At 65.4% G+C, this 23,590-nt stretch carries 21 protein-coding genes; 9 read left to right on the top strand and 12 right to left on the bottom strand.

Features of this window, described 5'->3' with window-relative positions:
• Positions 1 to 198: 198 nt before the first annotated feature.
• The 3 genes from alaS to ACFFJK_RS02320 all read right to left on the bottom strand — a co-directional run bounded on the left by alaS (position 199) and on the right by ACFFJK_RS02320 (position 4,084).
• Positions 199 to 2,808: an alanine--tRNA ligase gene (gene alaS, locus ACFFJK_RS02330; RefSeq protein ID WP_379677476.1), complete on the bottom strand. Its 2,610-nt coding sequence runs from the start codon at positions 2,806 to 2,808 to the stop codon at positions 199 to 201.
• A gap of 150 nt (positions 2,809 to 2,958) precedes the next feature.
• Complete coding sequence (gene ugpQ, locus ACFFJK_RS02325; RefSeq protein ID WP_379677475.1) at positions 2,959 to 3,711, bottom strand: glycerophosphodiester phosphodiesterase; 753 nt, start codon at positions 3,709 to 3,711, stop codon at positions 2,959 to 2,961.
• Between the two features lie 22 nt (positions 3,712 to 3,733).
• Positions 3,734 to 4,084 carry a DUF1294 domain-containing protein gene (locus tag ACFFJK_RS02320; protein ID WP_379677474.1) on the bottom strand — a complete coding sequence of 117 codons (351 nt, stop codon included), beginning with the start codon at positions 4,082 to 4,084 and terminating at the stop codon, positions 3,734 to 3,736.
• A 148-nt stretch (positions 4,085 to 4,232) separates the two neighbouring features.
• On the opposite strand from ACFFJK_RS02320, the gene ACFFJK_RS02315 reads away from it, so the two are divergent.
• Together ACFFJK_RS02315 and ACFFJK_RS02310 are read left to right on the top strand one after the other, a co-directional pair.
• Positions 4,233 to 4,772, top strand: a complete 540-nt coding sequence (locus tag ACFFJK_RS02315; RefSeq protein WP_379677473.1) for a hypothetical protein — start codon at positions 4,233 to 4,235, stop codon at positions 4,770 to 4,772.
• A gap of 627 nt (positions 4,773 to 5,399) precedes the next feature.
• Positions 5,400 to 5,867: a DUF3597 domain-containing protein gene (locus tag ACFFJK_RS02310; RefSeq protein ID WP_379677653.1), complete on the top strand. Its 468-nt coding sequence runs from the start codon at positions 5,400 to 5,402 to the stop codon at positions 5,865 to 5,867.
• A gap of 4 nt (positions 5,868 to 5,871) precedes the next feature.
• Here ACFFJK_RS02310 and ACFFJK_RS02305 read toward each other — a convergent pair whose 3' ends face one another.
• Both ACFFJK_RS02305 and trpS read right to left on the bottom strand, forming a co-directional pair.
• A complete protein-coding gene (locus ACFFJK_RS02305; protein WP_379677472.1) occupies positions 5,872 to 6,921 on the bottom strand; it encodes a serine endopeptidase in 1,050 nt (349 codons plus the stop codon).
• Positions 6,922 to 7,107: 186 nt separating this feature from the next.
• Positions 7,108 to 8,148, bottom strand: coding sequence for a tryptophan--tRNA ligase (trpS, locus tag ACFFJK_RS02300; protein ID WP_379677471.1), 1,041 nt, complete (start codon positions 8,146 to 8,148; stop codon positions 7,108 to 7,110).
• Positions 8,149 to 8,467: 319 nt separating this feature from the next.
• On the opposite strand from trpS, the gene ACFFJK_RS02295 reads away from it, so the two are divergent.
• Positions 8,468 to 10,786, top strand: coding sequence for an SDR family oxidoreductase (locus ACFFJK_RS02295; protein WP_379677470.1), 2,319 nt, complete (start codon positions 8,468 to 8,470; stop codon positions 10,784 to 10,786).
• Between the two features lie 145 nt (positions 10,787 to 10,931).
• Here ACFFJK_RS02295 and ACFFJK_RS02290 read toward each other — a convergent pair whose 3' ends face one another.
• The gene (locus tag ACFFJK_RS02290) at positions 10,932 to 11,258 is read right to left on the bottom strand and encodes a hypothetical protein (RefSeq protein ID WP_379677469.1); all 327 of its coding nucleotides are present in this window, start codon (positions 11,256 to 11,258) and stop codon (positions 10,932 to 10,934) included.
• Here ACFFJK_RS02290 and ACFFJK_RS02285 point away from each other — a divergent pair.
• Positions 11,221 to 12,204, top strand: a complete 984-nt coding sequence (locus ACFFJK_RS02285) for an NAD-binding protein (RefSeq protein ID WP_379677468.1) — start codon at positions 11,221 to 11,223, stop codon at positions 12,202 to 12,204. The two genes, ACFFJK_RS02290 and ACFFJK_RS02285, sit on opposite strands and share 38 nt — an antisense overlap.
• Before the next feature lie 39 nt (positions 12,205 to 12,243).
• On the opposite strand, the gene ACFFJK_RS02280 is transcribed toward ACFFJK_RS02285, so the two are convergent.
• On the bottom strand, positions 12,244 to 13,275 hold the full coding sequence (locus ACFFJK_RS02280; RefSeq protein ID WP_379677467.1) for an alpha/beta fold hydrolase: 1,032 nt from the start codon (positions 13,273 to 13,275) through the stop codon (positions 12,244 to 12,246).
• Positions 13,276 to 13,460: 185 nt separating this feature from the next.
• On the opposite strand from ACFFJK_RS02280, the gene ACFFJK_RS02275 reads away from it, so the two are divergent.
• A complete protein-coding gene (locus ACFFJK_RS02275) occupies positions 13,461 to 14,714 on the top strand; it encodes a CaiB/BaiF CoA transferase family protein (RefSeq protein WP_379677466.1) in 1,254 nt (417 codons plus the stop codon).
• A gap of 42 nt (positions 14,715 to 14,756) precedes the next feature.
• On the opposite strand, the gene ACFFJK_RS02270 is transcribed toward ACFFJK_RS02275, so the two are convergent.
• The 4 genes from ACFFJK_RS02270 to ACFFJK_RS02255 form a co-directional block, all read right to left on the bottom strand.
• Positions 14,757 to 15,080, bottom strand: a complete 324-nt coding sequence (locus ACFFJK_RS02270) for a hypothetical protein (RefSeq protein ID WP_379677465.1) — start codon at positions 15,078 to 15,080, stop codon at positions 14,757 to 14,759.
• A 144-nt stretch (positions 15,081 to 15,224) separates the two neighbouring features.
• Positions 15,225 to 15,617, bottom strand: coding sequence for a PilZ domain-containing protein (locus ACFFJK_RS02265; protein ID WP_379677464.1), 393 nt, complete (start codon positions 15,615 to 15,617; stop codon positions 15,225 to 15,227).
• 23 nt (positions 15,618 to 15,640) lie between these two features.
• Positions 15,641 to 16,171 (bottom strand): GAF domain-containing protein, encoded by a 531-nt coding sequence (locus ACFFJK_RS02260; protein WP_379677463.1) that lies wholly within the window; start codon positions 16,169 to 16,171, stop codon positions 15,641 to 15,643.
• Positions 16,172 to 16,184: 13 nt separating this feature from the next.
• Positions 16,185 to 16,469 (bottom strand): hypothetical protein, encoded by a 285-nt coding sequence (locus ACFFJK_RS02255; protein WP_379677462.1) that lies wholly within the window; start codon positions 16,467 to 16,469, stop codon positions 16,185 to 16,187.
• Between the two features lie 330 nt (positions 16,470 to 16,799).
• Between ACFFJK_RS02255 and ACFFJK_RS02250 the strand changes: the two genes are divergently transcribed.
• The 4 genes from ACFFJK_RS02250 to ACFFJK_RS02235 all read left to right on the top strand — a co-directional run bounded on the left by ACFFJK_RS02250 (position 16,800) and on the right by ACFFJK_RS02235 (position 22,374).
• Positions 16,800 to 18,818 carry a TonB-dependent receptor plug domain-containing protein gene (locus ACFFJK_RS02250; RefSeq protein ID WP_379677461.1) on the top strand — a complete coding sequence of 673 codons (2,019 nt, stop codon included), beginning with the start codon at positions 16,800 to 16,802 and terminating at the stop codon, positions 18,816 to 18,818.
• A 6-nt stretch (positions 18,819 to 18,824) separates the two neighbouring features.
• Positions 18,825 to 19,322 (top strand): YfiR family protein, encoded by a 498-nt coding sequence (locus ACFFJK_RS02245; RefSeq protein WP_379677460.1) that lies wholly within the window; start codon positions 18,825 to 18,827, stop codon positions 19,320 to 19,322.
• Positions 19,319 to 21,166: a putative bifunctional diguanylate cyclase/phosphodiesterase gene (locus ACFFJK_RS02240; RefSeq protein ID WP_379677459.1), complete on the top strand. Its 1,848-nt coding sequence runs from the start codon at positions 19,319 to 19,321 to the stop codon at positions 21,164 to 21,166. Before ACFFJK_RS02245 ends, ACFFJK_RS02240 begins: the two co-directional genes overlap by 4 nt.
• Before the next feature lie 257 nt (positions 21,167 to 21,423).
• The gene (locus tag ACFFJK_RS02235; protein ID WP_379677458.1) at positions 21,424 to 22,374 is read left to right on the top strand and encodes a hypothetical protein; all 951 of its coding nucleotides are present in this window, start codon (positions 21,424 to 21,426) and stop codon (positions 22,372 to 22,374) included.
• Positions 22,375 to 22,388: 14 nt separating this feature from the next.
• On the opposite strand, the gene ACFFJK_RS02230 is transcribed toward ACFFJK_RS02235, so the two are convergent.
• A complete protein-coding gene (locus ACFFJK_RS02230; RefSeq protein WP_379677457.1) occupies positions 22,389 to 23,588 on the bottom strand; it encodes an MFS transporter in 1,200 nt (399 codons plus the stop codon).
• Between the last annotated feature and the right edge of the window lie 2 nt (positions 23,589 to 23,590).

The raw sequence follows: 23,590 nt of genomic DNA, 5'->3' as shown, positions 1-23,590 counted from the left end.
CGTAAATGCGGTGTGAGAGCGTGGATTGCAAGCAAGCACGGCGGCAGGAGCAGAGGGGTGCCGACGCTCCTGGCAAGGCCCTTCCTCGTTGCAAATAGTGCAACTCACGCAATATGCATGAATCCTGCGGGTTAGACGGTGCGCAAACGCAAACGCCGCCCGAAGGCGGCGCTTTTCCAGCAGAGGATCGGAACCCGCTTACGCGCGCTCGCCCACCCAGCCGGCGACGCCGGCCAGCGCCTGCGGCAGGCTCGACGGATCGGTGCCGCCCGCCTGCGCCATGTCCGGCCGGCCGCCGCCCTTGCCGCCCACCTGCTGGGCGACGAAGTTCACCAGCTCGCCGGCCTTCACTTTGCCGGTGGCGTCCTTGGTCACGCCCGCGATCAGGCTGACCTTGCCCTCAAGCACGCTGGCCAGCACGATGGCGGCGGTCCCAAGCTTGTCCTTCAGCTTGTCCATGGTCTCGCGCAGCGCGGTGACGTCGGCGCCTTCCATGGTCGCCGCCAGCACCTTGATGCCGTTCACGTCCACTGCCTTGGTCACCAGCTCGTCGCCCTGCCCTGCGGCCAGCTTCGACTTGAGCGCGGCCACTTCCTTCTCCAGCATTTTCACCTGGTCCTGCACCTGGGCGATGCGCGACGGCAGTTCGTCCGGGCTGGTTTTCAGGGCGCCTGCGGCTTCCTGCAGCTTGCGGTTGATCGACTGCACCAGCGCCAGCGCGCCCTCGCCCGTCACCGCTTCCACGCGACGGATGCCGGCGGCGACGCCGCCTTCCGAGACGATCTTGAACAGGCCGATGTCGCCGGTACGGGTGACGTGCACGCCGCCGCACAGTTCCTTCGACGAGCCGATGTCCAGCACGCGCACGGTGTCGCCGTACTTCTCGCCGAACAGCGCCATGGCGCCGTGCTTGACGGCGTCGTCAAAGCTCATGTGCTGCGCCTGGGTCGGGTGGTTCTCCAGGATCTCGCGGTTGACGATCATTTCGACTTTCGCGATTTCGTCAAGCGTGAGCGGCGCGCCGTGGCTGAAGTCGAAGCGGGTCTTGTCCGGATCGACCAGCGAGCCTTTCTGCTGCACGTGGCTGCCCAGCACTTCGCGCAGGGCCTTGTGCATCAGGTGGGTCGCCGAGTGGTTGCGGATGGTGCGCGCGCGCTTGACGGTGTCGACCTGCGCATCCACCGTGTCGCCGACCTTCAGGCTGCCTTCGCGCAGCAGGCCGTGGTGGCCGAAGACGTCGGCCTGGATCTTCAGGGTGTCCTCGACTTCGAACACGTTGACGCCATTACCGATCACACCCTGGTCGCCCACCTGGCCGCCCGATTCGGCGTAGAACGGGGTGGTGTCGAGCACCACGATGCCTTCCTGGCCGGCCTTCAGTTCCTGGACCGACACGCCTTCCGAATACAGGGCCAGCACGTGGGTGTTGTGGGCCAGCGATTCATAGCCGACGAACTTGGTCTTCTCGCCCGCATACTCGACCTTGGCGGCCATCTTGAACTTGCCGGCGGCGCGCGCGGTCCTCTTCTGTTGCTCCATGGCGGCCGCAAAGCCCTCCTCGTCCAGGGTCACGCCGCGCTCGCGGCAGATGTCGGCGGTCAGGTCGAGCGGGAAGCCGTAGGTGTCGTACAGGGTGAAGGCGGTGGCGCCGTCCAGGTTCTTCGCATCCTTGGCCAGTTGGGCTTCCAGGATCTTCATGCCGTTTTCGAGCGTTTCGCCGAAGCGCTCTTCCTCGGCCTTCAGGACCTGGGCGACGCGCGCTTTCGCCTCGCGCAGTTCCGGGTAGGCTTCGCCCATCTCGATGTCGAGATCAAGCACCAGCTTGTGGAAGAACGGTTTCGTCTGGCCCAGCTTGTGGCCGTGGCGCAGCGCGCGGCGGATGATGCGGCGCAGGACGTAGCCATGGCCTTCGCTGCTCGGGATGATGCCGTCGACGATCAGGAAGGAGGCGGCGCGGATATGGTCGGCGATGACCTTCAGCGAATTGTTGGCCAGATCAAGCGCGCCGGTTTCGCGCGCGGCAGCCTTGATCAATGCCTGGAACAGGTCGATCTCGTAGTTGCTGTGCACGTGCTGCAGCACGGCGGCCAGGCGCTCCATGCCCATGCCGGTGTCGATCGACGGCTTCGGCAGCGGGGTCAGGACGCCCTGCTCATCGCGGTTGAACTGCATGAACACCAGGTTCCAGATCTCGATGAAGCGGTCGCCGTCTTCTTCCGGCGAGCCCGGAGGACCGCCCCAGATATCGGCGCCATGGTCGTAGAACACTTCGGTGCAGGGGCCGCACGGGCCGGTGTCGGCCATCTGCCAGAAGTTGTCGGAGGCGTAGCGCGCGCCCTTGTTGTCGCCGATGCGGATGATGCGCTCTTTCGGCACCCCGATCTCGTTGGCCCAGATGTCGTAGGCCTCGTCGTCCTCGAAATAGACGGTCACGGTCAGCTTCTCGGCCGGCAGCATGTACACCTTGGTCAGCAGCTCCCAGCAATACTGGATCGCGTCGCGCTTGAAGTAATCGCCGAAGCTGAAATTACCCAGCATCTCGAAGAAGGTATGGTGGCGCGCGGTATAGCCGACGTTTTCCAGGTCGTTGTGCTTGCCCCCGGCGCGCACGCAGCGCTGCACGGTGGTGGCGCGCGAGTACGGGCGCGTATCCAGGCCCAGGAACACGTCCTTGAACTGCACCATTCCGCTGTTCGTCAGCAGCATGGTCGGGTCGTTGCCCGGCACCAGCGGGCTGGAACGGACGATGGTGTGGCCTTTGGACTCGAAGAACTTGAGGAACTTTTCGCGGATTTCGGAGGATTTCATGTCTTGGGGAGCGGAAATGGGGAGCTTGCGCTATAAAAAAACGATTATAGCGTAGCTGCCTGCGGGATTATTAGTCGGCTGGATATTTACGAAAAGGCAGGTGTGGCGCCGTCAAGGTCGGGCCAGGCCCCGGCCGAAGCCGGGCCGAGGTCAGGCCATTTCGGGGCCGATCAGGTCGATGCGGTCCGTGCAGAAGGCGTCAACACCCCATGCGAGCAGTTCGCGCGCCCTGGCCGGCTCGTTCACGGTGTAGCAGAACAGGCCGAAGCCGGCGTCGCGCACGGCCAGCGCCAGCGCCGGGGTCAGGTGGCTGTGGTTGGCGTGGATGGCCACCGCGTCGACCGAACGCGCCAGCGGTTCCCAGCCGGGCGGCAGTTCGCTCATCAGGATGGCGCGCGGCAGGTCCGGGGCGGCGTCCTTTGCCGCCTGCAGCGCGGCCAGGCTGAACGAGGACAGCAGCGGCGCCCGCTCCCCCTGCCCTGCCGTGATCTCGTCGGCGAACATGGCGCGCGTGATGCGCGCCACGGTCTCGCCGGTTTCACGATCGAAGCCGCGCGCCGGCTTGATCTCGATGTTCATCCAGATGCCGTGCGCCTTGCAGAACTGCGCGTATTCGACGAACAGCGGAACCGGCTCGCCACGGTAGTCGGCGCCGCACCAGCTGCCGGCGTCCATCTGCGCCAGTTCGAGCGCGTCGTAGTCGAAGACATGGCCGGCGCCGCTGACGGTGCGGCCGAGGTAGGGGTCGTGCATCACGACCGGCACGCCGTCGCGCGCCAGCATGACATCGAACTCCACGGCGCGGAAACCGAAGTCCATGCCGCGCCGCAGGCCGGCAAAGGTGTTCTCGGGAGCGAGCGTGCCGCCGCCGCGGTGCGCCAGGATCCGGGGATAAGGCCACATGCTCCACTCCTTCGTGCAGGAATCAGGTCATTGCCGCTGTGCCGAACTGGTGGGACAGGTACAGGAACAGCCCCAGGTTCAGCACGACCGTCACATGAAACTTCCACTGGAACGACGTCTTCGACGTCTTGTGCCGCAGCCACTGCTGCGCCAGCAGGCCGCCGGGCCAACCCCCGACCAGGCCGAGCAGCAGCAGCGTCGTCTCCGGCGTGCGCCAGTTCCCCGCCCGCGCTGCCGACTTGTCGATCGCATAGGCCAGGAAACAGCCGAGGCTGACGGCCAGGTAGGCAAGCCCGGCCAGCAGGGGAAGATCCCAGGCCACGGTGGCGAACCCATACGCGGCGGCGAACAGCAGGAGCGGCAGATAGGACATTCGGAAAGCTTACCCCGGCCAGCGCGTGGATGTCTACATGGAAAGCAAATACTGCTTTTGGACCGCGTCCGTTGAATACCGAACAGAGCGTGCCATCTCAAAGCGCCTACGCTCGATCTTCCTGCATCTGAAAGCAAGGGAGTACGACATGGCATTCGATCTTGGCAATCTCTTGAACCAATACCTGGCCGGCGCAGCCGGTGGCCGCCACCAGCAGGCCAACGACGACTTCGACCGCGTGGCGCAAAACGCCCCACCCGACGTGCTGGCCCGCGGCGTGACCGGGGCGCTGCGCTCCGACCAGACCCCGCCCTTCCCGCAGATGGTGAGCCAGATGTTCGGCCAGAGCAACCCGAACCAGCGTGCCGGCATGCTGAACCAGCTGCTGGCCACCCTCGGCCCGGCGGTGCTGGCACAGCTCGCCAGCGGGCGCTCCGGCGGTCTTGGCGGCCTGGGCAGTATTTTCGGCGGCGGCCGTGCCCCTGCACAGGTGACGCCCGAGCAGGCATCGCAGGTCTCTCCCGAGGAGGTGCGCGAACTGGCCGAAAGGGCCGAGCAGCAAAACCCGAGCATCGTCGACCGCATGGGCGATTTCTACGCCCAGAACCCGACCCTGGTCAAGGCCATCGGCGGTGCCGCCCTTGCCATCGCGCTGGGCCATATGGCGCAGAACATACGCCGCCAATAGCCGGAGCAGAGACTTCTTTGGCCAGCCACCGTTGGGTAGCGAACAGAGCAAACGATGTCAAAACGCCTACGCTCGACCCTCAACCCTTGAAGGCAGGAGAACGAGATGGCATTTGATTTGGGTAATCTCTTATCGCAATACCTCGGCGGTGGCAACCAGGACAAGGCAGCGGACGACTTCGACCGCGTAGCCCAGAGCGCCCCGCGCGCGACGGTTGCCGAAGGCGTCGCCAGCGCGCTGCGCTCCGACCAGACGCCACCCTTCCCGCAGGTGGTCAGCCAGCTGTTCGGGCAAAGCGATCCGAACGGCCGCGCGGGCATGCTGAACCAGATGCTGGGGTCCATGAACCCGGCGTCGCTGTCGTCGGTGGCAGGCGGCGTCTTCGGCAAGCTGTTCGGTGGCGGCCAGGTCACGCCGGAACAGGCGTCGCAGGTCTCCCCGGAGCAGGTACGCGAGCTCGCCGAGAAGGCCGAGCAGCAGAATCCCGGCATCGTCGATCGCATGAGCGCGTTCTATGCCGAGCACCCGACCCTGGTCAAGGCAATCGGCGGCGCCGCGCTGGCGCTGACGCTCGGCCATGTGGCACAACGCATGCGTTCCCAATCCACCATCCACGAAGGAAATGACATGGGCATCCTAAGCAATATCTTTGGCAAAATCTTCCCAAAATCGCATGCGGCCAACAAGGGCCCGCAGGCACAGGCCCAGCCGCAAGCGCAGGCACAGGCCCAGCCGCAAGCGCAAGCCGCTCCTCAGGCTGCTCCGCAAGCCCAGCCACAGGCCCAGCCTCAGGCCCAGCCGCAAGCGCAGCCCCAGGCTGCCCCGGCCATGATGGACCAGGTCGACGTCGAGGCAATCCTGACCGACATGCAGAAGTCGTCCGGCCAGCAGCTGAACTGGCGCACCTCGATCGTCGACCTGCTCAAGCTGCTCGGCCTGGACAGCAGCCTGCAGGCGCGCAAGGAACTGGCCGCCGAGCTGAACTACACCGGCGACACCGGCGACTCGGCCAGGATGAACATCTGGCTGCACCGCCAGGTCATGAACAAGCTGGCGGCCAACGGCGGCAAGGTGCCGGCCGACCTGCGCGACTGACCCCTTAATCGGCCAGGCTGGTGTTTGCCGCGGTGCCGCACGAGAAGCAGAAGCGCGCAAAGGCGTTCTTGCGGCTCGCGCAGCCGCCGCAACGGTCGAACAGTCCGATGCCGCAGTGCGGGCAGTAGTCGATGCCGGTGTCCTTCAGGTCCACGGGCCGCTCGCATCCCGGGCACACGCCCTTGCCCAGCCGGGCAAGGGCCGCGTCGTAGCGCAGCGTCTGGCGGCGCTCGGCGTCGGGCAGGGCCTCGGTTTCCTTCTGGCGGGCCAGGTAGCGCTGCAGCGACCCGATCGCGTAGCGCCCCACCAGCACGGTGATGGCGATGCCGACGATGTAGCGCACGTAGCCGCCGTAGCTGGGCAGGTAGGGCACCAGCTCGAAGAAGAAGGCAACCAGCGCAAAGATGATGAAGCCCCAGGCAAAAGGCCAGTAAGGTCCCTTGCGCTTGTGGGCGAACAGCCAGCCCGCCAGTACCAGCAGCGGCAGCGTCAGCGCCAGGCGGTATCCGAAGACACGCAATTCCTTGCCCCTCGACGCCTTGGCCCAGGCCGTGTAGGCCGGCCCCTCCATCTGCCGCCAGCGTGCCTGCGCACGCTCCAGCGCATGGCTGGCGTCGAGCGCCACCTGCTGCTGGGCCTCGACGGCAGCGAGCGCGGCGCGCTCCGCGGCTTGCAGCGTGTCGAGCGCGCGGGTGCGTTCGATCAGCTCGGGATCCTGGTCGGGCCGTGCGGTGGCGCGGCGCGTGGCCAGCCAGTTGTCGAAGGTCTCGCGCGACGAACGCGTATTGGCCCGTGCGACCTCGTGTTTTTGCTGCGCCTGTTCCAGCGCCAGTTGCGCCGCGTCGCGGCGGTCCTGCGCCCGCGCCTGTTCGGCGCGGACCGCGGCCACCTGGGCCGGGTCCATGAACTGCTCGAGCGTCAGCTGTTCCTCGACGTCCCACAGGTTCTCGACGATCTTGCCGCCCAGGCCGATCAGGAACGCGGCGAACGCGAACGCGACCAGCCACAGGGCGCGCTGCATCCATTTCTCGGTCAGGCGCAGGCCTTTGCTCATGGGGGAATCCTCCAGTGACGATGAAGGCGTCAGCTTGCCACTGGCGGGATGTACGTTCCACCGTGGAACGCAAGGGAGGAGTGCGGCGGTACCGTGGGTATCAGCTCCCGATACCGGCACCTGGTTTTGGTAGCGTGGTTTGAACGCGCGGTCGGCAGAGCCGACCACCCTACGATTCGCGACTAATCAAAAATAGGAAAGACCCAGCGCCTTCTTCACCTCATCGGTGGTTTGCGCCGCCACTTCGCGCGCCTTCATGGTGCCCTCCTTCAGGATCTGCAGCACCTGGCCGCGGTCCTTGGCGAACTCCTCGCGGCGGGCGCGGATCGGGGCCAGCAGCTCCTGCAGGATGCCTTCCAGACGCTTCTTGACCACGCTGTCGCCCAGGCCGCCGCGGGTGTAGTGGGCCTTCATCTCGGCCAGGCCTTCCTTGTCGGTGTCGAAGGCGTCGAGGTAGATGAAGGCCACGTTGCCCTCCAGGTGGCCCGGGTCGGACACCTTCAGGTGCAGCGGGTCGGTGTAGACCTGCTTGACCGCGGCGCGGATCTCGTCGGGCGAGGCCCCCAGGTTGATGGTGTTGCCCAGCGACTTGCTCATCTTGGCGCGGCCGTCGATGCCCGGCAGGCGGCCCACTTCCGGCACGATGGCCTTGCACTCGACCAGGATGTCCTTGTCCTGGCCGTAGGTGCGGTTGAACTTGCGCACGATCTCGTTGCACTGCTCGATCATCGGGATCTGGTCCTCGCCCACCGGCACCACGCTGGCCTTGAAGGCGGTGATGTCGGCGGCCTGGCTGGCCGGGTAGGTCAGGAAGCCGGCCGGGATGTCGCGCTCGAAGCCGCGCTGGATGATTTCCTGCTTCACGGTCGGGTTGCGCTCCAGGCGCGCGACGGTGACCAGGTTCAGGTAATAAAACGTCAATTCCGTCAGTTCCGGAATCTGCGATTGGATCAGGATGGTGGTGCGGGCAGGATCGATGCCGACTGCAAGGTAATCGAGCGCCACTTCGACCACGTTCCGGTGTACCTTACCGATGTCATCCATATTGTCGGTGAGCGCCTGGGCGTCGGCCAGCATGACGAACTGGCGGTAGCTGTCCTGGTAGGCGACACGGTTGCGCAGGCTGCCGACGAAGTGGCCGAGGTGCAGCGGCCCGGTCGGACGGTCGCCGGTCAGGATGATTGGCGCGGAGTTGGAGGGGACTGCGGAAGGGTTTTGCGAGCTCATCGAGTTTCCTTGGTTTATTCTCTAAACTAAGCCCCGACCCGCCTGCGCAAAAAACGAAACGCCACCTGGATCGAGGCGGCGTTAATTGAAATACACATCAATTCCTGTGGCCGCGCGCTGTCAGCGGCGCCACCAGGTCAGAAAAAGATGATGTGTTTTCAGAAAATTCATGGCCTGCATGGTTGCAGGTTGGCGCTCGGCTGTCAACCGCTTCCCGCACCGTGACCTGGCAGGCGCGGCTCCCTTTCAGACATTTTTGTACCGGGATGCCCACCTGTTGTTTTTTTGTTGCAATTATTTTAATAAATTGGTGAAAAGCATGGATTCAAACAAGAGCACGAACAGCCCGGCCCGCCCACTGGAACTCTGGGGCGGCCTCGAATGCACGGTCAACCGTGTGCAGGACGAGTATTTCAGCCAGCTCGACCGCAACGGCCATGCCGGACGCGCCTGCGACATCGCACGCTTCGCGTCCCTCGGCATTCGCGCCATCCGCTATCCCGTGCTATGGGAACGTACCGCGCCCGAAGGCGTGGACAAGGCCGACTGGAGCTGGCCGGACGAGCGCCTGCCGGCCCTGCGCGACGCCGGCGTCACGCCGATCGCCGGCCTGATCCACCACGGCAGCGGCCCGCGCCACACCAGCCTGGTCGACCCGCTGTTTGCCGAGCAGCTCGCCGAATACGCCGGCGCCGTGGCCGCCCGCTATCCATGGCTCGAGTACTACACCCCGGTCAACGAACCCTGCACCACCGCCCGCTTCGCCGGCCTGTACGGCGTGTGGTACCCGCACGGCCGCGACGACCGCACCTTCATCCAGGCCCTGCTGGTGCAGTGCCGCGCGGTGGTGCTGTCGATGCGCGCGATCCGCGCCGTCAACCCCAACGCCAAGCTGGTCCAGACCGACGACCTCGGCAAGAACTACGCCACGCCCGAACTGGCGCATGTCGCCGAGTTCTACAACGAGCGCCGCTGGCTGGCCTGGGACCTGCTGTGCGGCATGGTCGACGAGAAGCACAAGCTGTGGAAGTACCTCGTCAAGACCGGTATCGACGCCTCCGAATTCCTCTGGTTCCGCGACAATCCCTGCCCGCCGGACATCATCGGCGTCAACTATTACGTGACCTCGGAGCGCTGGCTCGACCACCGTCCCGAGCGCTTCCCGGAACACCACCGCGGCGTGGCCGACGGCATCCCCTGCGCCGACATCGAAGCCTCGCGCGTGCTGGCCACGCCGACACCTGGCATCGCTCCCTTGCTGGCCGAGGTCTGGGACCGCTACGGCATCCCGCTGGCCATCACCGAAGCCCACATCGACGCCAACCGCGAAGACCAGCTGCGCTGGCTGCTCGAAATCTGGGAAGCGGCCCAGCAATCGCAGCAGAACGGCGTGGACGTGCGCGCCGTCACCGTCTGGTCGCTGCTCGGTTCCTTCGATTGGAACTGCCTGGTCACCCAGAACAAGGGGTATTACGAACCGGGCCCGCTGGACGTGCGTTCGCCGCTGCCGCGTCCGACCGCGCTGGCGCGGATGATGCAGGAGTTATCCGCCGGCAAGACCCTGTCCCACCCGGTGCTGCGCGGCCAGGGCTGGTGGCGCCGCCCGGGCCGCTTCCTGTGCCACCCGCCGGTGGCCACCCCCGCGGCGCTGACCTCGATCTCCGCCGACGGCCACCGCCTGGTGGGCACGGGCGCGGCACCGATCCTGATCCTGGGCGCCACCGGCACCCTGGGCCGTGCCTTCGCCCGCGTCTGCCGCAAGCGCAACCTGAACTACCGCCTGCTGTCGCGCAAGGAGATGGACATCGCCGATGCGGCATCCGTCGAACGGGCGCTGGCCGAGCACCAGCCGTGGGCCGTCATCAACACCTGCGGCTACGTGCGCGTGGACGAGGCCGAGAACGACATCGAGCGCTGCTTCCGTGAAAACACCGCCGGCCCGGCCATCCTGGCCGCGGCCTGCGCCCGCCACGGCATCCACCTGACGACCTTCTCCAGCGACCTGGTCTTCGACGGCAAGCAAAGCCGCCCGTACGTGGAATCGGACCCGGTCGCGCCACTGAACGTCTATGGCCGCAGCAAGGCCGAGGCCGAGGTGGCGGTGCTGGACGAGAACCCGGCCGCCCTGGTGGTGCGCACCAGCGCCTTCTTCGGCCCCTGGGACCAGTACAACTTCGTGACGCTGGCGCTGGACGCCCTCGAACGCGGCGAGTCCTTCGTGGCCTCGAACGACCTGACGATCACGCCGACCTACGTGCCGGACCTGGTGCATGCCTGCCTGGACCTGGCGATCGACCGCGAGGCCGGCATCTGGCACCTGTCGAACGGCGGCGCCCTGAGCTGGGCCGAACTGGCCTTGAAGGCGGCCGAGCGCGCCGGCATCGATGCCAGCCGCCTGGAAGCGCGCCCGATCGCCTTCCCGGCGGCGCGTCCGGCGTACTGCGCCCTCACCAGCGAGCGCGGCATCCTGCTGCCGCGCCTGGATCAGGCGCTCGACCGCTACTTCGAGCTGCGCAACGTCGACGATCCGGAAATCGAAGAGCTGCAGCACACCGCCGAAAGCCGCCAGCCGGTGGCCAGCGGGCACCGGCAGCAGGAAGAGACGCCACCGGAGGCGGTGCAGGCCGGGAGTTGCTGAGGCCTTAGCGATACGCGTGCAAACCCTGGATTCCCGCCTCCGCGGGAATGACGGTCTCGGGGCTACGTAATGATGACCTGGTTATCGACACGCGGCCGAGAAACCGTCGTCCCCGCGAAGGCGGGGACCCAATTTCGTCGAGCTGCTACCAGCTCGCTCCCCTGCTCCGCTGCACGCACGCTACAATTGCCGCGCTATTCACCTTTTTGCGGGCGCAACAACCGTGCAAGAGCAACATGCCTTCCCCTTCCTGCGGGAAATCCTCCTCTTCCTGGTGCTCGCCGGCATCCTGATTCCCACCCTGCAGCGCCTGCGCATCAACCAGGTAATCGGCTTCCTGGCTGCCGGCATGCTGGTCGGCCCCTTCGGGCTCGGCCTGCTGGCCGGCGATATCCCTGTCCGCGGCTGCCGGCCTGTCGATGGCGCTGGGCGCGATGATCGCGGGCCTGCTGCTGGCCGAGACCGAGTTCAAGCACGAAGTCGAACTGATGGTCGAGCCCTTCAAGGGCCTGCTCATGGGCCTGTTCTTCATGACCGTCGGGATGAGCATCGACACCCGCCAGGTCCTGGACGCGCCCCTGCTGCTGGCGGCCCTGGTGGGCGGCCTCGTCCTGATCAAGGCGCTGGTAGTGGCGCTGCTGTTGCGGATCGGCGGCCTGCCCTGGGGGCGTGCGGTCGAGGGCGGCCTGCTGCTCGGCCAGGGTGGCGAGTTCGCCTTTGTCGCGATCGGCTACGCGGTCACCTCGCAGGTGCTCGACCCGGCGCTGGGCGCGCGCGTCATGCTGGTGGTCGGGCTGACCCTGTTCATCACGCCGCTGCTGGCGCGCCTGGGCCGAACGGTCGGCGACCGCTACGACAGGGCCGCGCGCGAACGCGCCGCCGCCCTCGACGACCATGAATCGGTACATGCGCTGGCCAGCGCGCGCGGGCGCGTCATCATCGCCGGCTTCGGCCGTGTCGGCCAGCAGCTGGCCAAGCTGCTGGGCGAGCAGCAGATTCCGTTTGTCGCTTTCGAGTGCGATGCCAAGCTGGTCTCACAGCTGCATGCCGAAGGCAAGCCGGTCTATTTCGGCAACGCCGCCCGGCCCGAACTGCTGCGCCGCGTCCATGCCGACGAGGCGCCGGCCATCGTGCTGACCATGGACCATCCGGCCTCGGCGCTGCAGGCCGTGCGCGGCATCCGGCGCGAATTCCCGCATGCGCGCCTGTACGTGCGCTCGCGCGACGAGAAGCACGCGCGCGACCTGCGCAGGGCCGGCGCTACCGTGGTGGTGCCGGAAACGCTGGAAGCGAGCCTGCAGCTGTCGGCCTTCGTGCTGGAGGCGATGGGCCTGGACGAGCGCACCGTGGACGGCATCGTCGACCAGGAACGCAAGGTGTTCGCCGCCCGGCTGCTGGAACCCGACCGCCCGCCCTGAACGGCAGCTCCTGCCCGGCCATCCGGCGCGGACAAGCAATCAGCGCGCGGCGGCTGCCGCGTCGCGCAGCACCTGGAGCAGCGCAGCCTGCATCGGCTCGTTCGGATCGTGGCCGGCGCGCGGCACCACGACGAAACGCTTGTGGGGAGCCTCGATCCTGTCGAAATAACGCCGTGCCACGCCGGCATCGGAGAGCATGTCCTCCTGCCCCATCACGAAGTACACCGGCAACGCGAAGCGGGTGCCCATCCGGTACAGGTCGTAGCGCGAGAGCATGCCGTCGCCCTTCAGACCGACGAACTGGATGTACGAATAATCCTCGCCGGCCGTGTAGTCCGCCTTGTACTTCGGCGTCGTGTATTGTGGCGCCGGCTGCCACCATGAGGACGGCGCCGGATCGGTCACCTTTGCCTCGAACTTGCGGTCGATGCGGCGGGCGATGCCGAAGGCGCGCGGATCGGTCCAGGGCGGCGTGCCCAGCGCTTCGAGCTTGCTTACCGAATCCGTGTCGTTGGCGGCGCGCGCCGCCTGCAGCAGCCTGGTATAGAACACCGTCGCGTTGGTCTTGTCGTCGATGATCTGCACCACGCCGATGTAGGCGTCGAACAGGCCGGGGCGTGCATGCGCCATCTGGATGCCGAGCATCGAGCCCCAGGAACTGCCCCACAACAGCAGCTTGCGCTTGCCGAGACGGCGCGTGACGTGTTCGGCGACGGCGAGCCCGTCCGCCGTCAGCTGTTCCATCGTCAGGGGCTCGTCTTCAGCGGGCGGATTGCGGCCGTAGGTCATGCCGGCGCCGCGCTGGTCCCAGTGCACCAGCGTGAACTCCTTCTCCCACGGACCGTAGAGCTTGTGCGCGTAGGGTGTGAGCGGGTTGCCGGGCCCGCCGTGCACCATCAGGACGACGGGATTGGCGCAGCGTTGGCCCTTGATGGTCACCCACTGCTCGATGCCGTTGATGGGAACGAAGCCCTGTTCGTCGATTCCCTTGTCCGGGTCTTCGCACGCGGCGTGCGCGGCGAGGGGCAGCGACAGGAGCAAGGCGCACATCAGGGTGAGGATTCGATGCATCGGCCTCTCCGGCAGGATGGAAACCGCCAAGATATCGGTTTGCCGGTCCCGTCGCAAGCACCGGCAAGGAATTACCCCGCCTGCATGACCGTGGCGCTGCCCGCGCAGGCAAGCGGCCTGATTTCCGTCACACGCCGCCCTCGCGGCTATAATCCGGCCATCCCGACAGCTTGCGCAGGCTCACGATGACCGATACCGTTTCCTCGTCCCCTTCCTCCTCCAAGGCGCTCGGCCACATCCGCGTGCTCGACCTGTCGCGCGTGCTTGCCGGCCCCTGGTGCTCGCAGAACCTGGCCGACCTCGGCGCCGACGTCATCAAGATCGAGCGGCCCGGCAACGGCGACGACACGCGCGCCTGGGGCCCGCCCTACGCCAGGGACGAGGAAGGCCGCGACACCAGCGAAGCGGCCTACTACCTGTCGGCCAACCGCGGCAAGCGCTCGGTGACGGTGGACATCGCCAGCAGCGAAGGCCAGAAGCTGCTGCATGAGCTGGTGAAGCATTGCGACGTGGTGCTGGAAAATTTCAAGGTCGGCCACCTGAAGCGCTACGGCCTGGATTACGAGACGCTGAAAGGCATCAAGCCGGAGCTCGTGTACTGCTCGGTCACCGGCTTCGGCCAGGACGGCCCCTACGCGCACCGCGCCGGCTACGACTTCCTGATCCAGGGCATGGGCGGCCTGATGTCGGTCACCGGCGAGCGCGACGACGTGCCGGGCGGCGGGCCGCAGAAGGTCGGCGTAGCGCTCACCGACCTGATGACCGGCATGTACGCCACCGTGGCCGTGCTGGCCGCGCTCATGCACCGCGACCGCACCGGCCAGGGCCAGCACATCGACATGGCCCTGCTCGACACGCAGGTGGCGATGCTGGCCAACGTGGGCAGCAATTACCTCAGTAGCGGGCAGCCGCCCAAGCGCTGGGGCAACGCGCACGCCAACATCGTGCCTTACCAGACCTTCGCCTGCGCGGACGGCCACCTCATCGTCGCCACCGGCAACGACGGCCAGTACCAGAAATTCGTGGAAGCGGGCGGCCGCCCGGAACTGGGGAGCGACCCGCGCTTCACGACCAACCCGCTGCGCGTGCAGAACCGCGACGTGCTGGTGCCGATGCTGGCCGAGATGGTGAAGCAAAAACGCCGCGACGAATGGATTGCGCTACTGGAGTCGGTTGGCGTGCCCTGCGGGCCGATCAACGACATCGGCGAAGTGTTCGCCAACGAGCAGGTGCGCGCGCGCGAGGTCGCCATCGAACTGCCGCACCCGACGGCGGGCAAGGTCAGGCTGGTACGCAACCCGATCCGGATGTCCGCCACGCCTGCGACCAGCGACAAGGCGCCACCGCTGCTGGGCCAGCACACCGACGAAGTGCTGCACGATGTGCTTGGCCTGGGCGTGGAGGAGATTGCCGCACTGCGCGACAAGGGTGTCGTGTAGTGTCGTGTGAGGAGGACGGCGCTGCCGTCCTCCCCGCGAACCTCAGTGCAGCTGGTGCTTGAGGTCCGACAGCACGTCATGCACCCGCGTCACCACCGAGGTGACCTGGGGTGACGGTTGCGAATCGCGGCACATGCGCTTGGCCTCGTCGCCCATTTCTTCCAGCCGGTCGATGCATTGGATGATATCGGACTGGTCGTTCGACTGCATCACGCGCTGCGCTTCCGGCATCTCATGTGCAATCTTCTGTATGCAATCCCGGATCTCTTCCGGCGCCCCCTCGTCGTTCCGGGTTACCTCTTCGGCCTGGTTGATCGTCTGCTGGATCTGGCTGAAACGCTGTTGAATTTCGGCAGGTTGCAACATGATTGACCTCCTGAAAGTAATGCGGTGAATCCGCTCGGATCAATCACTTTAGTCTTCCCGGCGACGATATCAAGCGCGTATTTCAGCGGTGCCCGCGTCAAAGCAGGGTCAGGAGCGCGGCACGGTACGGCGTTGCGGCAAAACTCAGCGGACGAAGGCGCTCAGCTTGCCCCTGGTCTGCTCGTCCAGTGAGGTGAACCGCAATCCGACACGGACACTCGTGCTCAGGAAGACGCTGTTCGACACCTCGGCATCGGCGCTGATGTGCTGGAGGGCGCCGTGGAGATAGAGTTTGAAACTGACGCGGCAGGCGCTTCCCGCCTTCAGCGCCCTTGGTATCAGCACAGCCACACCTGCGGGTCCCAGGTCCACCGTCCGCCCTGCCTGCGGGGCCTGCCCCAGCGCCTGCACCATGGCGCTGACGCGGCATATCCGGCGGGGCGCATCGCGCTGTTCCGTATCGGCGGCGCGCCGTCGTGCGGCGGACTTGGCAGTCTCGGGCGACGCCGTGCCGGGCATCTCCCGGGGGAACTCCATGGCGATCCGGTACTGGCGCCGCGTCAGGCTCCGGCGTTGCGCCGGGCTTCGATGCGGCGGACGGCCTCGGCTGCAAGCGTGCGCAGGACCTGCATCTCTTCTTCGCTGAAGCTGCGCGCTTCGGTGCCAGCGACGCAGAACGATCCCAGGGCGTGGCCGCGGGAGGTGATCAGCGGAATACCTGCATAGCAACGCAAGCCATCTTCGGTGACGAGCGGATTGTCCTTCACCCGTTCGTGGACATGGGCGTCCTCGACCACGAAATCGGTGCGGTCGCGGACGGCGAAGCGGCAGAACGCCCACTCGACCGGGGTGCCTTGGGCTTCGGCGATCCAGCCGCCAACACCATGGTGCGCGGCAATGTACTGGGCTTCGTCGAGCACGATGTTGACCATTCCCAGCGGCAAGTCGAGCTTCTGGCTGGCTTCCTTGGCCAGCTCGGACAGGATGCCGCTCACTTCGGGAGCAAACAGGTCCAGGTCGGCGATTTCCTGCAACCTGGCCACGTCCAGGACCGGATCCAGCTCGGGGATTGGTGCGTGTGGATCATTCATGATCGTTTACCTCTTACTTAGCATTCATCAGGGAGAGCGTCCGGTAGGACTTCAGTCGCACCAGGATCGAACTGGCGGCGACCGCGGCGAGGCCGGCACTCTGCTTCAGTTGCAGCAGCACCTTCTCGAACTGTTCCAGCGACAGGATGGCACCCGACCGGGCACCGGCCTGGCGGCAGGCGCTCGTCCATAGCCGGCTCGATTCATCGGGGCCGACAAGACGGGTCAGGGAGGCAAGCACATCCTGCTCGCCTGGCGGAGAAAGGTTGTAGCGCTTTACAGCGGTCGGGGCTTCCATTTGTACCTTATGAGAGAAATAGTGTTTCTGGATCGCGAACAGAACATTGTCGGATGCACGACATCCCGCAACGAACGCAGTGATCAAGCTAGCGTTGACAACCGTACTCTACACTCAAATTCATCATTTTTCAATGCACCTAGGAAACAAATGTTGCCATGATTAATCAAATTAAGTCATTTCTTATGTCAGTCCAGTGATAATTTGTTGTATTTGCGCACTTAAGTAATGCACAGATAGTAGCGAAGACAAGTCATACTGCTATGATAACTTCCTATATGCAACATTTGTTGCATATATGAACTATTTCTCCGCTAAAGTTTGCTCCCTATGTTCACCTACCCCTTGCGTCCGCTGTGCGCGGCTGCGATTGCGCTTACCGTTGCTTCGGGCGGCGCCATGGGTCCAGCCCATGCCGCTGGCGTACCTGAGTCGCAGGCTACTGCCCTCGATGCACTGCCTTTCGAACAGTTGGTCACGATGCGCACGGTTACTGCTGCATCGAAATTCGAGCAGCTCATCAGCGAAGCGCCCTCGGCAGTGGTCATCCTGACCGCAGCCGACATCAAGGAATTCGGTTGGCGTAGCTTGGGCGATGCCCTCGCGTCCCTGCCTGGAGTGTATGTCACCAGCGACAGGAACTACAGCTACCTCGGCGCCAGAGGCTTCCTGCGGCCGGGCGACTACAACAGCCGCTTCCTGCTCCTGGTCGATGGCGCGCGCGTCAATGACGCCGTCTACGACCAGGCCCCGCTCGGCAGCGAAGGCCTGGTTGACATGGATATGGTGCAGCGGATCGAGTTCGTGCCCGGTCCAGGATCCGCCGTGTACGGCTCGAATGCGCTGTTCGGCGTCATCAACGTCATCACCAAGGACGGCAGCGACATGCACGGTGCGCGAACCGCCGTGGCGTCCGGCAGCCACGGCGAACGCAAGCTGCGTGCAAGCTGGGGCTGGCATGGACAGAATGGCGCGGACCTGGTCATGTCCGCCAGCGTCTACGGGCGCGATGGCGCGAACCTGTATTTTCCGGAATACGACACGCCGGAACAGAACCATGGCGTGGCCGAGCGCCTCGACTATGACCGGGCGCGCAACTTCCTCATCAAGGCCAGCTATGGCGGCCTGGTGCTGTCGGCTAGCCACGTGCACCGGACCAAGGGCGTTCCCACCGGCTCGTTCGGAGCAATCTTCAATACCCCGAACCGCACCACTGACGCGCAAAGCGTGGTCAACCTGGGTTATGCCCGCGACTTCACACCCACGTTGAGCCTGTCGGCCGAGGCGCTCTGGGGCAAGGCAGACTATCTTGGGGTCGGTGATTATCCGGGCGAGACTGTTCCGCGCGTCACCAACATCGACGGCGACCACGCGCGCTGGTATGGTGCAAGCCTGCATGCCACCTACACCGGGCTGCGCCGGCACAAGATTCTGTTTGGCATGGATCTCCAACATGACGCGCGGCGCGACCAGTTCAACTACGACCTGGCACCCTACCGCATCCTGCTCGACGACCGTCGGACGGGGCAACGCAGCGGCGTGTTCTTCGAGGACGAAATCCGGCTGTCCGGCACGATGCTGCTCAACCTCGGCCTGCGCCATGACCGGTACGAGGCCGGCCCGCGCAGCACCAACCCGCGCGCGGCCCTGCTCTACAAACTGAGTCCAGCCGATACGGCCAAGCTCATCTACGGTACGGCCTTCCGCGTGCCGAATGCCTACGAGATGTATTACGGACCGGGAGACGGCAGCTACCAGTCCGGCAATCTTGCGCTGGCGCCGGAACGTATCCGGACGCACGAGTTGGTGTTCGAACATGCGCTTGGCACGGCAGGGCACGCCACGCTGTCGCTCTTCCAGTACGCCATGAAAGACCTGATCACGCAGGAGACCGACGAGACAACCGGCGTCCTCATCTTCCGCAACGTGGCACGGGCAAACGCAAGCGGATTCGAAACCGCATTCGAGCGTCTGCTCGACGGCGGCGCGCGGATTCGCGCCAGCTATGCCTGGCAGCGTTCGAGGGACGGCGACGGTGCGGCACTGGTCAATTCGCCACGCCATCTTGCAAAGCTGAACCTCGTAGCGCCGTTGGCAGCCCGTACGCACCTGGGCGTCGAACTCCAGTGCCTGTCCTCACGGCTCACCGAACATACCCGTACTGGCGGTTATTGTGTCGCCAACCTGACCCTCACAGCCGGCAAGGTGCTGTCCGGGGCGGACCTGTCGCTCAGCCTGTTTAATGCAGGAAACAAACACTACGCTGATCCGGCCGGGCCGGCATTCATCCAGGAAGACCTGGCGCGCCAGGGCCGCACACTGTTTGCAAAGCTTGGCTACCAGTTCTGACCAATGATGCCCCGGCCATTTATCCGATCCATAGGCTTTGCAGCAATCGGCGCGCTTGCCTGCGCGCTGGCGGCTGCCCAGGTCAGGGACGTCGAGCTGAAGGCCGCCTACATCTACAACTTCGCGCAGTTCACGGTCTGGCCGGAGACCGCGCGCCCAAAGGCATCCTTCATCGTCTGTGCCAGTCCGAACAGTACCCTGTGGACCAGCCTGCAGTCCTTCAACGGCAAGCCGGTCAACGGCCGGGCATGGAGTACGGTCGATGTGTCCGGCCGTTTGAAGGAAGGAGACTGCGATGTGCTGGTACTGACGCGCTCGGCCGAGCGTCCGCCCGCCCTGCCGGGCACGCTGGTCGTGCGCGACGGCGCAGGCCGTGGTGCGGCCGCCATCACCCTGGTCGATGGCGACGAGCTTATCCGGTTCGACGTCGATACCGAAGAGGCGACGCGCAACGGCCTGCGCTTCAGTTCGAAACTGCTGCGCCTTGCACGAAACGTCATATGAACAACCGCCCCCGACAACCGAAATCGCGGCTGGCGAGCTTGCTCGGCACGGGCCAGCTCGCTGCGGTGGTGGTGGCGCTGGCTGTCGCCGGCAGCATCCTGCTGGCATACCAGTTCATCACGCTGCGCCGTACCCTGGTCGGCGACATGGCGGTGCACGCCTCGATCATTGCCGACAATATCGCCGCACCGCTCATGTTCCAGGACAGGGATGCGGCCACGGAGATGCTGCGCTCCTTCCACCCGGCCCCGTTTCTCACGATGGCAACCGCGCTCGACCGGAACGGGACGATCTTCGCTGAATACCTCCGCGATGGCGGCAAGCAATCGACGCATGCGGATTCCTGGTTTGCGCCCGTCATCGTGACTCGCGCCGTGGTCTACCAGGGCCGTACGCTGGGCCAGGTCCGCCTTGTTGCCGACACGACCGGCATCCGCGACGGCCTGCTGGGCTATGGCGCGCTGCTCGGGCTTGCCTTCCTTGGGGCCCTGCTGACGAGCGGATTGGTCTCCCGCAAGATCCGCTCACGGATGGCACGGGCGGAACGCGAACTGGCCTACCTCGCCTATACAGACCCGGTCACCGACCTGCCGAACCGGCGGGCAAGCAATGAAACGCTCGACGCAATGCTCGAGCGCGCCGGCACCCAGGGCGAAAAGGTCGGCGTGCTCCTGATCGACCTGGACAACTTCAAGGTGGTCAACGATACGGCCGGGCACGACGCGGGAGACCAGTTGCTGCGCGAAGTCGCCCGCCTGCTGCGTGCGCAGGTAAGGGAGACCGACCTGGTGGCGCGCATCGGCGGCGACGAATTCATCGTCATTGCCGGCGCCATGCGCACTACGGAAGAACTCGACCATCTTGCCCACCGCATCATCGAGGCGCTGCAGCGTCCCCTGCAGTTGAATGGCACCGAATTCCTCGCCACCGCCAGCATCGGCGCCGCGGTATTTCCCGACGATGCGGCCAGCGCTCCAGAACTGGTCAGCAATGCCGACACGGCACTGTACGAAGCGAAGGATGCTGGGCGGAACCGCCTCGGCAGGTTCCGCCGTGAAATGATCATGGCGGCGCAGCGTCGCGCCCAACTCGAGCGCGACCTGCGCCGCGCCCTCGCCACGCGCTCCCTGGAAGTGTTCTACCAGCCGCAGTTCGATTGCGCATCCAAGCAGTTGGTCGGCGTCGAAGCACTGGTACGGTGGCGCCACCCGGAGCATGGGTTCATCGGACCGGACGAGTTCATTCCGATTGCCGAGAGCTGCGGCCTGATCGGTGAGCTGGGCACCTGGGTCCTCGAACAGGCCTGCATCGACGTGATCGCCTTGGGCGAACATACCGGCTTGCCGCTGAGTGTGGCGGTAAACGTTTCTGCACGACAGTTCCGCGACAACGAGTTCATCGAGGTCGTACGCAATATCCTGGGAAGCACCGGCTTGCCGGCTGCGCGCCTCGAACTCGAACTGACCGAAACCGTCCTCATGGATGACGTCAGCCGGGCGGCCGGTTTCATGCATGCACTACGCAGCCTCGGGGTGAGGATGTCGATCGATGATTTCGGTACCGGCTACTCGTCGCTGGCCTATCTGCAGTCCTTCCCGATCGACCAGCTGAAGCTCGACCGCAGCTTTGTTCGCCCCCTTCCCCGAGACGGCGCGACCCTGGCCGGCGCCGTGATCGCGCTGGCGCACAGTTTCAACCTGACGGTCGTCGCCGAAGGTGTCGAGACAGCAGAGCAGCTTGCATGGTTGCGCGCGGCCGGCTGCGACGTCATGCAGGGTTACCTGCTGGGCCGGCCTGCGCCGCTCGAGGCGCTGCGCTCGGCGGCAGGCCTGGCGGTCGCCTGAACAGGCAGTCGATGGATGCTGCTCGAGGAAGGCCGGACACTCCCTGGTGGAGGGCGATGGAGCCGGACGGCGCTCCGCCATATGGCCGATCTGCTCCAGATGATGCGTTCTACAATAGTGGGCCTCTATCTATTGCATGGAAGAAATTTAACTGAAGGGCTGATCGACAAGAAAGTAGATACCGATCAAAAGGAGAGGCCGAAAACCGCACCTCACCATGAGGTTCTCGGGTTTTCCCTGGCGGAAGCGTCACTACAATGCACAAGGACTTCCATTCTCAGTTCCTTTTCGACGCCATGCATGTCCCCGCTTTCGCCCTGAAGCAATTACCCCTTCGATGCGCCGGCCTTGTTCGTCCTTGCCTGGCCGCCGTGCATGCCATGTGCTTGCTTGGCGGCGCACTGCCCTGCCATGCGGCGAATGCCACCATGGTAGTCAATGGCATCCTGACCTCGCGCTTCCTGGAACAGGAACGGTGCGACAACTTGGGCCTGATCAGCGCCCAACTACTTCAAAACCTGAACAGCGGCGTCGGTGTGAACCAGCGTCCCGAACTCTCGCACCAGCAGGTCCGGGAGATCGCCACGCGCTACGTCGAGATCAATGAGCAGCTGTGCGACGCGATCACCCCCGTTCTTTCCGGAACCGATGCCTGGGCGCGCGTCTATGACAAATATGCCGGCTCAACGCTGTCGGACAAAGCCTGGGCCAGGTTTCTGGCCGACGAGCGAGCCATGAAATGGGCTGCCATCACCGCCCAGTTCCGGACCGAGCTGATCGCACTCAACAGCGCCATCAATCTTGCAATGGCATTGCGTCCCGATGCCTTCAATCCGGACGCAAAGCGGCTGCACAATCTTCACTTGCCGGAAACGCGCAAGCTGCTTGCGGACATACGTCGGGTATCGTTGACCGATGAAGAAGCGAAGGTCAGATTTGCGCTGGCAAGCCTGCACGACCAGCCGGCGTTTCGCGAGATGCTCCCGGCACGCTTCAATGTAGTGCGCCTGGCCGGGATCGAAGCCAGGACGCGCGAAATCGGGCTGCATCTCGTGAACAAGCATGAGGTCCACCTGGAAGACTTGTATAACGCCAGAACCCGCATGTTGCTGTTCACGCGCGAGAACGATGCACTCGAACTGAAGCTGGACGCTACGATCCGTACCGCGACGACACAAATCAAGGCCCTGGTGTCCAAATACCGCTAAAGTCTGGAAGATTGCTAGCGGACCGGCGCAAGCCGGCGCAGACGCAGCGCGATACCGATGGCCACGCCGAGCAAGGCCCCGAGCGCCGCGATCACGCCGGGCCAGCCCCGGTGTTCCCACACATGGCCGATGAACCAGCCCACCACGCTCGATCCGACGTAATAACTGAAGAGATAGATACCCGAAGCCAGCGCCTGGGGCGGCCGTGCGCGCCGGCCGACCCAGCTGCTGGCGACCGAGTGCGCCGCGAAAAAGCCGAAGGTCGCCAGCCCGGTACCGAGCACGATGGCGGCCACCGATTCGTGCAGCGTCACCAGCAGCCCGGCGATCATCACGGCAATGAACAGCCACAGCACGTTGCGCCGCCCCAGCCGGTCGGCCAGCTTGCCCGCCCACATCGAGCTGAACATGCCCAGCAGGTAGAGCAGCGACACCGCGCCGACCGCGCTCTGGCTCAGGCCAAAGGGCGGCGCCAGCAAGCGGTAGCTGATGTAGTTGTACAGGCTCACAAAGCATCCCATCAACAGGAAGGGCAGCACGAACAGCCAGGGCAGGCCTTCGTCGCGCAGGTGCGTGCGCAGCCCGTCGAGGAAGCCCGGGCCCTTGGTCCGCTGGGCGCCCGCATGGCGCGACGGCGGCAGGCTGCGCGAGAACTCCCAGGCCGCAACCAACCCGGCCGCGCCGAGCAGGCCGAGCGCGATGCGCCAGGAGACGAAATCGCTGATCACCGAGGACAGCACCCGTCCGCTCATGCCCCCGAACGCACTGCCGCTGATGTACATCCCCATCGACCGGCCCAGCGAGGCCCCGTCTATTTCGTCGCTGAGATAGGCCATCGCCACCGCGGGCAGGCCGCCCAGCACGAGGCCGAGCAGCGCGCGCGCGGCGACCAGCTGGGTGTAATCGAAGGCGAAGCTCGAGAGCAGCGTGAGCAGCGCGCCGCCGGCCATCGACGCGACCATCAGCTGCTTGCGGCCGATGCGCTCGGCCAAGCCGCCGGAACCGAGCAGCGCGACCGCCAGCGTCGCGGTGGACACCGACAGCGCCAGGCTGCTTTGTGCGGGAGTGAGGGAGAAGTCCTGCGCCAGCAGCGGCATCAGGGGCTGGACGCAGTAGAGCAGCGCGAAGACCGAGAAGCCGCCGAAGGCCATGGCGCGGTTGATGCGGCGGAAGTCCGGGCTTCCGGCCGCGATCGGACCGCGCACAGGGCTCATGA

This window comes from Massilia consociata (genome assembly GCF_042432755.1).
Classification (GTDB): Bacteria; Pseudomonadota; Gammaproteobacteria; order Burkholderiales; family Burkholderiaceae_D; genus Telluria; species Telluria consociata.
Note: the sequence above shows the minus strand (reverse complement) of the source record. Positions and strands in the feature narration are given on the sequence as shown.